We start from the raw sequence: 11,205 nt of genomic DNA on the forward strand, positions 1-11,205 counted from the left end.
CCTATGAGTTTCGGTTAAGGGTTAAGCGAACGGCAGCATTGCGCGCACGGAGTTCAGATCGGAATCATGAACTGCCGTCGAACCGCGCAAATGGCGTTTGTTCTTGGTGGTCTTCTTGGTAAGAATGTGGCGCTTGAAGGCTTGACCGCGCTTGACGGTACCGCCCGGACGCACCACGAAGCGCTTTGCAGCACTCTTCTTGGTCTTCATCTTCGGCATGACAACTCCATTATTAGATGGATATGGGTGTGCGGTCGGCCAGATGGCCACTACCCGCCCTTCGAAACCCATTCCACTTGGTATGCAGACCGCCGATACCGCCGGCAGCCGCTTTTCAGGAAACGGCGCGCATTTGCATAACGCCGCTCCGAAACTGCTGACACCGCACCGGACACCCGGCCCGGCATCGTTAACCTCTTGCAACCAGAACGCGCGCCACATGGCGCGCAGCCGCTCTGACCGCTTACTTCTTTTTCTTCGGAGCGAGCACCATGATCATCTGGCGCCCTTCCATTTTCGGCATTTGCTCGACCTGACCAACTTCGTCGAGGTCCGTGCGCAGGCGTTCGAGCATGCGCATACCGATTTCCTGGTGAGCCATTTCGCGGCCACGGAAACGCAACGTGATTTTCGTCTTGTCGCCGTCTTCGAGGAAGCGGACGAGGTTGCGCAGCTTGACGTTGTAGTCGCCGTCGTCAGTGCCCGGGCGGAATTTGACTTCCTTGACCTGGATGACCTTCTGCTTCAGCTTGGCCTCGTGTTGCTTCTTCGCTTCCTGGTACTTGAACTTGCCGTAGTCCATCAGGCGACAAACTGGCGGGACCGCTTGAGGCGCGATTTCAACCAGATCGACATCTTGCTGTTCCGACATGCGGAACGCATCAGCGAGTTTCACGATGCCGAGCGGTTCGTTCTCGACTCCGACCAGACGCACCTCGGGTGCCGTAATTTCACCGTTGATGCGGTGCGCAGACTTATCAGTAGCGATGTTACGTTTCCTCTAAAAATTAAAAAAACGAGCCGGGCTGCCAAGTGGCTTAGTTGAACGACTGCACGTCCTGGCGCAGACGCTCAATGAAGGCGTCGACCGGCATCACACCAAGATCGACACCACCACGGGCACGCACGGCTACCGTTTGGGCTTCACGCTCCTTGTCGCCGACCACAAGCAGGTACGGCACCTTCTCAAGCGTGTGCTCACGTATTTTATAGCTAATCTTCTCGTTGCGCAAATCGGCCTCTACTCTAACCCCTTGTTTTTGCAACGATTGGGCCAGCGACTGTGCGTATTCGGCCTGACTTTCCGCAATATTCATCACGACCACCTGCATCGGCGCAAGCCAGGAGGGCATTGCACCAGCATGGTGCTCGATGAGAATACCCAGGAAGCGCTCCATTGACCCGACAATGGCCCGGTGCAGCATGATCGGGCGGCGACGGCTATTGTCTTCTGCGACATATTCGGCACCGAGACGCTCCGGCAGCACCATATCGAGCTGCAACGTGCCGCATTGCCAGGAGCGGCCGAGCGCGTCCTTGATGTGATATTCCACCTTCGGGCCGTAGAACGCGCCCTCCCCCGGCAGCTCTTCCCACGTTACGCCGCACGCCGTCAGCGCTTCGCGCAGGCCCTGCTCCGCGCGGTCCCACGTTTCGTCCGTGCCGGCACGCGCGTCCGGGCGCAACGACAGCTTGATCTCGACGTTGTCGAATCCAAAGTCCTTGTACACGCTCATGGCCAGCGTGTTGAATGCGATCGACTCGCTGATGAACTGGCTTTCGGTACAGAAGATATGGGCGTCGTCCTGCACGAAGCCGCGCACGCGCATCAATCCATGCAGCGCGCCCGACGACTCGTTGCGATGGCACGATCCAAACTCCGCGTAACGCAGCGGCAGGTCGCGATACGAGCGCAAACCATGATTGAACACCTGCACGTGACCCGGGCAGTTCATCGGCTTGATCGCGTAGTCGCGCTTTTCCGATTCGGTCGTGAACATGTTTTCACGATAGTTCTGCCAGTGGCCCGACGCTTCCCACAGCGAGCGGTCCATGATCATCGGCGTCTTGATTTCGAGGTAGCCGGCCCCGTTCACGCGACGGCGCATGTATTGCTCGACCTGCTGCCACAGCGTCCAGCCGCGCGGATGCCAGAACACCATGCCCGGCGATTCGTCCTGCATGTGGAACAGGTCGAGTTGCTTGCCGAGCTTGCGGTGATCGCGCTTCTCGGCCTCTTCGAGCATATGCAGATACGCTTCCTGATCTTCCTTCTTCGTCCAGGCCGTGCCGTAGATACGCTGCAACTGCTCGTTCTTCGAATCGCCGCGCCAGTAGGCGCCGGCCACCTTCATCAGCTTGAAGACTTTGAGTTTGCCGGTGGACGGCACGTGCGGACCGCGGCACAGGTCGGTAAAACCGCCGTGCGAATACAGCTTGATTTCGTCGGCAGACGGAATCGATTCGATGATCTCGGCCTTGTACTTTTCGCCGATGCTCTTGAAGTAGTCCACCGCTTCACCGCGCGACACCACGCGGCGCGAGACAGGCTCGTCTTTTTTTGCGAGTTCCTGCATGCGCTTTTCGATCTTTTCGAGATCTTCCGGCGTGAAGGGACGGTTGTACGCGAAGTCGTAATAGAAGCCGTTGTCGATCACCGGGCCGATCGTGACTTGCGCCTCGGGATACAGGTCTTTCACCGCGTACGCGAGCAGGTGCGCCGCCGAGTGACGGATGATATCGAGACCGTCTGCGTCCTTTTCCGTGACGATGGCAAGCGCGGCGTCGCGGTCGATCAACGCGGACGTATCGACCAGTTCGCCGTCGATCTTGCCGCCGAGCGCAGCCTTCGCGAGGCCGGGGCCGATGGACGCGGCCACTTCGGCGACGGTCACCGGATGCTCGTACTGTCGAACAGAACCGTCAGGCAGACGTATCGAAACCATTGTGTTCTCCGTGGTGCCGACCGGCGGCGGCACATACAACCAGGTCAAAAAACCAAAAAAAATGCGGCCCCGCTTTCGAGGGGCCGCATTCACATTTTTGCAAACTACACTGGCGAAAGTGGTCCTCGACTAGCGTCGCTCCGAAGTGGTTTCGGTCAACGTTCGCGGTGTCATAACCGTATTCGCCTTTTGCGCCACAGGCGCTTACTGCAGTTTGCGAAACCCCGGCAGCACCGGAATTTCTCTTTCGTTGGTAGGCTCGATTGGACTCGAACCAACGACCCCCACCATGTCAAGGTGGTGCTCTAACCAACTGAGCTACGAGCCTGAAGAAACGAGATTATATGGAGCCCCACACTGCTTGGCAAGTACTTTTATGCACCGACTTTAAATTACGCGTCTACACGCGTCATGCTCGTGAGCCGAACTCGCGACTAGCCCCTACGCGACGCACGCATCACGCCCGTCACTTCGCCAAGCAGCGTGCAAGCGCGCTGGATCTGCGCGGCGCTCGACACTTCCACAGTGAATTGCATGAACGCCGCGTTACGGCGCGTCTGCGTCTTCACGCCGATCACATTCATTTTTTCGCGCGCGAAAACTTCCGATATGTCGCGCAGCAATCCCTGGCGGTCGGTGGCCTCGATAGAAAGATCGACGGGATACACCGATTGCCCACGACCGCTCATGACGTCCGCCGACCATGCCGTTTGCAGCACACGCTCCGGCGCGCGCTCGGCCATGCGCAGGAAGGTCGGGCAATCGCTGCGGTGGATCGACATGCCCTTGCCGCGCGTCACAAAGCCAGAAATATCATCGGGCGGCGCCGGGCGGCAGCACCGCGCGAGTTGCGTGAGCAAAGCGTCGACGCCCACCACCAGCACGCCCGTCGACGCACCTCGCGCCACGCTCGCGCCGCTGCTGCGCTTCTCGAATTGCTCGGGCGCCTCGACGACCGGCTCCGGCGGCGGCGCATCGTGCAGCGCCTGCTCGACCAGCCGCAGACTGAACTCTTCCTTGCCGACGACCGAGAACAGATCGTCGGTCGTCTTGAAGCCGAGCTTGGCAGCGAGCTGATCGAGATTGACCGATGTCTTGCCCTCGCGCTGCAAGGTCTTTTCGACCATCGCGCGGCCGTTCGCAATGTGTTCCTGCAGCTCGACCGCGTTGAACCACGCGCGCACCTTCTGACGCGCGCGCGGACTATGCAGATAGCCGAGCTGAGGATTGAGCCAGTCGCGCGACGGGCCGCCCTCCTTCACCGCGACGATTTCCACCGTCTGGCCGTTCTGCAACTGCGTGTTGAGCGGCACCATTGCGCCGTCGACGCGCGCGCCGCGGCAGCGATGCCCCAGCTCGCTATGCAGGTGATACGCGAAGTCCACCGGCGTCGCGCCATGTGGCAACGCGATCACGCGCGCCTGCGGCGTCAGCACGTAGATGTGGTCGTCGTCGAGCGTGGCCTGGCGTAATTGCTCCCAGGGCTGCGCCGCGCGCTTCTCGCCATGCTCGCCTTCCGACACGTCGTCTTTCCACGCGAGCAATTGGCGCAGCCACGCGATCTTCTCGTCGTACTTCTCATTGGCCGCGAACTGGCCGCCGTACCCGCGCGTGCCGGCTTCCTTGTAACGCCAGTGCGCGGCCACGCCGTATTCGGCGAACTGATGCATTTCCTGCGTGCGGATCTGCACTTCGAATGCGCGGCCATCGTCGCCGATCACGACCGTGTGCAGCGACTTGTAGCCGTTCGGCTTGGGCCGCGAGATGTAGTCGTCAAACTCTTTCGGCACCGGTTGCCACAAGTTGTGCACGATGCCGAGCACCGTGTAGCAATCCTTGATGTCCGGCACGATCACGCGAAACGCGCGAACGTCGTAAAGTTCGGCGAAGTCCAGTTCCTTGCCGCGCATTTTGCGCCAGATGCTATAGATGTGCTTCGGCCGGCCGCTCACGTCTGCGCGGATATGAGCCGCGGCAAGTTCGCGCTGAAGGCGCTCGATGGCCTGCGCCACATAACTCTCGCGCTCCACGCGCTTCTCGTCGAGCAGCTTCGCGATGCGCTTGTAAGTCACCGGCTCTTCGAAGCGGAACGCGAGGTCTTCGAGTTCCCACTTCAGTTGCCAGATGCCGAGGCGGTTGGCGAGCGGCGCGTAAATATCGAGCGTCTCGCGCGCGACATCCGGCGACGGCGTGAGCTTCGCCGCCGCGTAGTAACGCAGCGACTGAAGGCGCGACGCGAGCCGGATCAGGACGACGCGAATATCCTGCGCGAAGGCGAGCAGCATCTTGCGCAAGGCCTCGACCTGCGCGCGCCGCGCGGCCTGCGCGTCGCGCCCCGCTTCGGGCATGGCATTCTGCGCGGCGCGCAAGCTCACCGTGCCGAGGCGCAGCAACTTGCGCACGTCGCCGACCAGTTGCGCGACTTCTTCGCCGAAGTTGTCGGCGATCACGCGCTCGGGTTCCTGCAAATGCGGCGTCAACGCAAACAACGCCGCCGCCAGCACGGCCGGCGGATCGACGTTGAGCGTGGCCATAATCGACGCCGTGCCCGCCGCATGGTCCGCGAGCAACTCACCCGATGACAACCGCACCTCGCCCGCGTGCCGATGCACGAACGCCATCGCTTCCTCGAAAGACGGAAGGGGATTCGGCGCGCTCGTAACGATTTCGGTATTCATGGTGCGGCGGCCCGCGGGCCCAGACAGATCAACGGAATTTCAACAACAACTATTCGGGCTCGCCCGGCTGCGGGCGAGTTGCGTTCTAGCTGCGCTGAGCCGCGATCACGACGATCTCGACGAGGCACTTCGGGTTCGCGAGCGGCGCCTGAACGGTTGCGCGCGGCGGCGTCGCGCCCTGCGCGACCCACTCGTCCCACACCGCGTTCATGCCGGCAAAATGCACCATGTCCGCGATGTAGATCTGCACGGACAGCAAATGCGATTTGTCGCTGTCGACTTCCGCGAGCAGACGGTCGATGTGGCCGAGCACTTCGCGCGTCTGGCCCGTGATGTCCTGGTCCGCGTCTTCGGCGATCTGGCCTGCGAGATAAACGGTGCCATTATGCACGGCGGTTTCCGAAAGGCGCTTGCCGACATGATGACGAATGACTGCCATGAAAAATCCTGAAGAAGAGTGAGTGGAAACGCACTGCGCATATTGCGCTGAAGCGTCGCGCTTAACTTTATATTATGACGCGTCGCCATCGGAACCGATAAAGAACTGCCTCGCGATTCCGATCTGATCGGCCGAGAGAAATGCCGGCGCGTGCCCCACGCCGCCAATTTCCACGCTGGAAATCGCGCGCCCGGTCTCGACCATATTAGCGACCGTCTCACGCGAGAGCAGATCGGACTGTTCGCCCCGCACCACCAGCACCTTCCCTTGAAACGACGCGAGCGAATGCCATAGCGCGGCCTCGCCCAGCTTCGCGGTTTCTTCCGTGGTCGCGGCGAAAGGCTGCGCGATACGAGGGTCGTAGCGAAAGAGCCATGTACCGTTTTCCTCGCGCAACAGCGGCGTGTTGATTTCGCGCCATTCGTCCGGTGTGAGCGGCCCGAAGGTTCGCGCGAGAAACGCGGCGTGATCGACGCCTTGCCGCAACGAGTCGAAGCGCACGGGCTTGCCGAGATAATCGCCGATACGCTGAACCGCCTCCGCTTCCAGATGCGGCCCGACATCGTTCAGCAACAGCTTGCGGATCGGCGTATCCGCAAGGCCGGCGAGGCCGAGTCCGATCAGACCGCCCATCGAGGTGCCGAACCAGTCGACGGTTTCGACATTCAGCCGCGCGATCAGCGTGACCATGTCGGCGACGTATTGCGGAATACCGTACAAGTTGGGGTTGCCGAGCCACGAAGACAAGCCGCGGCCCGCCACGTCAGGACAGACCACGCGATAAGTGCCGGCGAATTGCGCCGCGAGCCGGTCGAAGTCGCGCCCTGAGCGCGTCAAGCCGTGCACGCACAGCAGCACGCGCGGATTGTCCGGATCGCCCCACTCGGTATAGGCCATGCGATGCAGACCGGCCGCGCTCGCACACTGCACATAACGTTGGCGCGGCGCGGGCCGCTCGCCGGCGGAAGCTGTCGTTGCTGGCATCTGGGAAATCCTTGCAAAAGCGCTGCGAACGGGGCCGGCCATGAATTGCCGGCAACAGGCCAAGCGTCGAATCTTGAGTGAACGCTCGCGAAGATTGTAAACCGCTTTGGCACGCGGCAAGGATCAGCCGAACGGCATAGGAACCAGCGTGTGCCGGCGCGAACATACAACGCCGCGGCATAGACGCTATGAAGTCGCGCCAAAAAAAGAAAAGCGGCCGAGACTCTCGCCTCGTCCGCTTTTTCGACACCTCAGCTCGCGTGTCAACGCGAGCCGGACAGCCCGTTCACACCATTGTTCAGCTCACCGCGCTCACATCGAGCGGCGCGCCCGTCTTCGCCTTGATTTCGTCGACGCTCACGCCCGGCGCCAGTTCGGTCACCTTCAGGCCGTCGTCCGTGACTTCGATCACGCCGAGGTCGGTGATGATCTGATCCACCACGCCGACGCCGGTCAACGGCAGCGTGCATTCTTCGAGAATCTTGTGCTGGTCGCCCTTCGCGACGTGCTCCATCAGCACGACCACGCGCTTCACGCCGGCCACGAGGTCCATCGCGCCGCCCATGCCCTTGATCATCTTGCCCGGAATCATCCAGTTGGCCAGGTCGCCCTTCTTGCTGATCTGCATGGCGCCGAGAATCGCGAGGTTGATGTGGCCGCCGCGAATCATGGCGAACGAATCCGCCGACGAGAAAATCGACGAGCCCGGCAGCGTGGTCACCGTCTGCTTGCCCGCGTTGATGAGGTCCGCGTCCACCTCCTCTTCGGTCGGCGAAGGCCCGATGCCGAGCAGGCCGTTTTCCGATTGCAGCCACACTTCGACGCCCGGCGGCACGTGGTTCGCCACCAGCGTCGGCAGGCCGATGCCGAGGTTCACGTAGAAGCCGTCCTGCAGTTCCTGCGCCGCGCGCGCGGCCATTTGGTCACGAGTCCATGCCATGATCACTCTCCTTTCGCGCGGACGACGCGTTGTTCGATGCGTTTTTCCGGATGCGCATTGAGCACGATGCGCTGAACGAAGATGCCTGGCGTATGGATCGCGTCCGGATCGAGTTCGCCCGTCTCGACAATCTCCTCGACTTCCACGACGGTGATCTTGCCGGCCATCGCGCACATCGGGTTGAAGTTGCGCGCCGTGCGGCGATAGATCAGGTTGCCCGACTTGTCGGCCTTCCATGCCTTGACGAGCGCGACGTCCGCCGTGAGCGAATGTTCGAGCACGTAGTGGTTCTCGCCGAACTGGCGGGTTTCCTTGCCTTCGGCGATCAGCGTGCCGTAGCCGGTGTTCGTGAAAAAGGCCGGAATGCCCGAGCCGCCCGCGCGCAGCTTTTCGGCGAGCGTGCCTTGCGGCGTGAATTCGAGTTCGAGTTCGCCGGCCAGATACTGGCGCTCGAACTCCTTGTTCTCGCCGACATACGACGAGATCATCTTCCTGATCTGGCGCGTTTCGAGCAGCAGACCGAGGCCGAAACCGTCGACACCCGCATTGTTGCTGATGCAGGTAATGCCGCGCACCTTCGTGTCGCGCAGCGCCGCGATCAGCGCCTCGGGGATGCCGCACAGCCCGAAGCCGCCGACGGCGAACGTCTGCCCGTCCTTGACGATGTCTTTCAGCGCCTCGGCGGCGCCTGGATAGACTTTGTTCATCAGTGTGTCCCTTCCTCTATGGAAACCAAAACCGGTTTTTGCGGCGGGCGTGACGCGCTCGGGCGCGCCCCGACATGTCATTCTAGCCATCCGGCGGACGCCGCGTTCAACTCGTGCGAAGCTGCACGCCAACGCCGCTGCGAATGGCTCGCCGCGTTTTCATGTGCCTGAAAGGGTACGCTGGGCACGCCATACGGCACAATACGCAAAAATACATAAGTACTTGCCGCCAGTCATGCCCGCCCTGGATTATCAAACCGCTTTTCATCTCGCTCCGATCGGGCTCGTGCTGTCGCGTGAGCGCATGATCGAAGACTGCAATGACGAACTCGCGTCGATTTTCGGCTGCCCGCGCGAGGCGCTGCTCAACCAGTCGTTCCAGATTCTGTATCCGTCGGCGGACGAATTCGAGCGCATCGGCGCGCGCATTCCGCCCATCATGACCGCGCAAGGCAGTTATGCCGACGACCGCATCATGAAACGCGCCAACGGCGAACTGTTCTGGTGCCACGTGACGGGCCGCGCGCAGCAGCGCACCGACCCGCACGCGGCAGGCGTCTGGACTTTCGAAGATTTGAGCGCGACGCGGCGCGTGGCCGTCGAGCTGACGCCGCGCGAGCGCGAAATCGCCGCGCAACTGGTGACGGGAAAAACCAGCAAGCAGATCGGGCGCGTGCTGGACATCAGTCCACGCACCGTGGATGTCTATCGCGCGCGGCTCATGCGTAAATACGATACGGGCAACGCGACCGAACTGCTGCAACGCCTCCTCGGGCATTGATTGCTTGCGGGAAGCGGGACGGCGCGGCACGGCCAGCGGCGTTGGATTGCGTTGCGTTGCGGCACAGCAAAAGCCGCATTGCGCGAAGTGAAGCCGCCGCGGCTTCATGGCCGCAGCGAAAACCAATCGCGAACTTACGCCGCCGGCTCGGCGGTTTTCACAAGTGCCGCGCTCTCGATCGTCGCGCGCAGCACATCGGGCACCGGCACCGATTTGCCGGCCGCGTAGTCGATCCACACGCAGCGCGCGGCGCCGCGCGCATAAACGGTGGTCGGATCGTCCGCGCGCACGAGTTCGAAACCGGTATCGAAACTGCTGCGGCCAGGCGTCGCCACGCTCATGCGCCCGATGACATCGCCGGGATAATGCAGTTGCTTGAGAAACTCCATCGAGGCATTCACGATCACCGGCCCCTGCCCGTCCGCGTTGCTGCCGGCAAGGCCGAGTTGTTCGAACCACGAAATGCGCACCTGCTCCATGTAGCGGAAATAAACCGTGTTGTTGACATGGCCGAACGCGTCCATGTCGCCCCAGCGGATCGGCATGGACATCTCAAAAACTGCGTGAAAATCGCTCATTACTCTTCTGCTCTTCCTACTTCTTAAGGGATTGAATCCGGTTAAACAGGTGGGGCTCAGGCGAGGCCGAAGCCGTCGTCGGCGGCGATCACCGAGCCGTTGATGAACTGCGATTCGTCGGCCGCCAGCAGGAGCAGCAGTCCATCCAGATCGTCAGGCTTGCCGACGCGGTGACGCGGCAGCATCGACACGAGCTTTTGCCCCTGCTCCGTCGACCAGTGATGATGGTTGATCTCCGTGTCGATATAGCCTGGGCAGATCGCATTCACGTTGATGCCGTGCTTGCCCCATTCGAGCGCCATGGCTTTCGTCATGTGAACGACGGCCGCCTTGCTCATCGAATACAGGCCGATTTGCGGCAACACGCGCAAACCCGCCATGGACGCGATGTTGATGATCCGGTACGACGGCTTCTGCGCATTGTTGCCCCGCATGATCATGCGCTTGGCCACTTCCTGCGCGACAAAGAAGGCGCCGCGCGTGTTGGTGTCGAACACATATTCGAAGTCGGCCGGCGTGACTTCGGACAGCTTTTGCGTGGTCGACACGCCCGAATTGTTGACCAGAATGTCGATCGTGCCGGCCTCGGTCTCCGCATGCGCGACGGCCGCCTTGATGCTCTGATAGTCGGTCACGTCGAGCGAGACGACATGCGCGGCGCCGCCCGACGCCTCGATCTCGGCGCGCAGTTCCTTCAGACGCTCGGTTCGTCGGCTCGCCAGCACAACTTTGGCGCCCGCCTGCGACAACACTTGCGCGAAGCGCTTTCCCAACCCGCTCGAAGCGCCGGTGATCAGCGCGACTTTGCCTTCCAGATTGATCGAACGGCCCATTGTCGTTCCTTGTTCGGTTGTAGTTACGAATGCGGTTGTCAGATGCGGCCCGACTGGATGTCAGGGTCAATACCGTATCACAGAAATAGTACGATCGTGCTAATCTCTACTGATCTGGTTGCAGTGCAAGAATCCATCGCCCACAATACGATCCCGAAAAAAGCATTCTAACGGTAAGAGGAGCATCAATGACCCCCGCAAGTCTCATTGAGCAGTACGGCCCGCGCGAGTCGATGGAATATGACGTCGTGATCGTCGGCGGCGGCCCGGCTGGGCTGTCCGCGGCGATCCGCCTGAAGCAGCGGGCGGCGGAAAAAGGC

General features: G+C 61.5%; 12 protein-coding genes and 1 tRNA gene. 2 read left to right on the forward strand and 11 right to left on the reverse strand.

The window, feature by feature from the left end; genetic code table 11:
- Nucleotides 1-21: 21 nt before the first annotated feature.
- From rpmI to VOM14_RS10265, 9 genes are all read right to left on the reverse strand, one after another.
- Nucleotides 22-219 carry a 50S ribosomal protein L35 gene (gene rpmI / locus VOM14_RS10225; RefSeq protein ID WP_006052501.1) on the reverse strand — a complete coding sequence of 66 codons (198 nt, stop codon included), beginning with the start codon at nucleotides 217-219 and terminating at the stop codon, nucleotides 22-24.
- A 244-nt stretch (nucleotides 220-463) separates the two neighbouring features.
- Nucleotides 464-988, reverse strand: coding sequence for a translation initiation factor IF-3 (infC, locus tag VOM14_RS10230; protein ID WP_075643713.1), 525 nt, complete (start codon nucleotides 986-988; stop codon nucleotides 464-466).
- A gap of 49 nt (nucleotides 989-1,037) precedes the next feature.
- Nucleotides 1,038-2,945 (reverse strand): threonine--tRNA ligase, encoded by a 1,908-nt coding sequence (gene thrS / locus VOM14_RS10235; RefSeq protein ID WP_327628574.1) that lies wholly within the window; start codon nucleotides 2,943-2,945, stop codon nucleotides 1,038-1,040.
- A 251-nt stretch (nucleotides 2,946-3,196) separates the two neighbouring features.
- A tRNA-Val gene (locus tag VOM14_RS10240) sits at nucleotides 3,197-3,273 on the reverse strand.
- A gap of 106 nt (nucleotides 3,274-3,379) precedes the next feature.
- The gene (locus tag VOM14_RS10245; protein ID WP_327628575.1) at nucleotides 3,380-5,623 is read right to left on the reverse strand and encodes a RelA/SpoT family protein; all 2,244 of its coding nucleotides are present in this window, start codon (nucleotides 5,621-5,623) and stop codon (nucleotides 3,380-3,382) included.
- A gap of 85 nt (nucleotides 5,624-5,708) precedes the next feature.
- Nucleotides 5,709-6,062 (reverse strand): RidA family protein, encoded by a 354-nt coding sequence (locus VOM14_RS10250; RefSeq protein WP_327628576.1) that lies wholly within the window; start codon nucleotides 6,060-6,062, stop codon nucleotides 5,709-5,711.
- A gap of 72 nt (nucleotides 6,063-6,134) precedes the next feature.
- Nucleotides 6,135-7,046 carry an alpha/beta fold hydrolase gene (locus VOM14_RS10255; RefSeq protein WP_327628577.1) on the reverse strand — a complete coding sequence of 304 codons (912 nt, stop codon included), beginning with the start codon at nucleotides 7,044-7,046 and terminating at the stop codon, nucleotides 6,135-6,137.
- 298 nt (nucleotides 7,047-7,344) lie between these two features.
- Nucleotides 7,345-7,986 carry a CoA transferase subunit B gene (locus tag VOM14_RS10260; protein ID WP_327628578.1) on the reverse strand — a complete coding sequence of 214 codons (642 nt, stop codon included), beginning with the start codon at nucleotides 7,984-7,986 and terminating at the stop codon, nucleotides 7,345-7,347.
- Between the two features lie 2 nt (nucleotides 7,987-7,988).
- Entirely contained in the window at nucleotides 7,989-8,693 is a 705-nt protein-coding gene (locus VOM14_RS10265) for a CoA transferase subunit A (RefSeq protein ID WP_327628579.1), read from the reverse strand.
- Between the two features lie 235 nt (nucleotides 8,694-8,928).
- Between VOM14_RS10265 and VOM14_RS10270 the strand changes: the two genes are divergently transcribed.
- On the forward strand, nucleotides 8,929-9,474 hold the full coding sequence (locus VOM14_RS10270; protein WP_327628580.1) for a LuxR C-terminal-related transcriptional regulator: 546 nt from the start codon (nucleotides 8,929-8,931) through the stop codon (nucleotides 9,472-9,474).
- A gap of 134 nt (nucleotides 9,475-9,608) precedes the next feature.
- Here the strand turns inward: VOM14_RS10270 and VOM14_RS10275 are convergent, their stop codons facing one another.
- Nucleotides 9,609-10,052: an acyl-CoA thioesterase gene (locus tag VOM14_RS10275; RefSeq protein WP_327628581.1), complete on the reverse strand. Its 444-nt coding sequence runs from the start codon at nucleotides 10,050-10,052 to the stop codon at nucleotides 9,609-9,611.
- Between the two features lie 56 nt (nucleotides 10,053-10,108).
- On the reverse strand, nucleotides 10,109-10,885 hold the full coding sequence (locus VOM14_RS10280; RefSeq protein WP_013339934.1) for an SDR family oxidoreductase: 777 nt from the start codon (nucleotides 10,883-10,885) through the stop codon (nucleotides 10,109-10,111).
- Between the two features lie 188 nt (nucleotides 10,886-11,073).
- Here VOM14_RS10280 and VOM14_RS10285 point away from each other — a divergent pair.
- The coding region (locus VOM14_RS10285) for an FAD-dependent oxidoreductase (protein WP_327628614.1) at nucleotides 11,074-11,205 on the forward strand (132 nt) is incomplete at its 3' end.

The organism is Paraburkholderia sp. MPAMCS5, assembly GCF_036016995.1.
GTDB lineage: Bacteria > Pseudomonadota > Gammaproteobacteria > Burkholderiales > Burkholderiaceae > Paraburkholderia.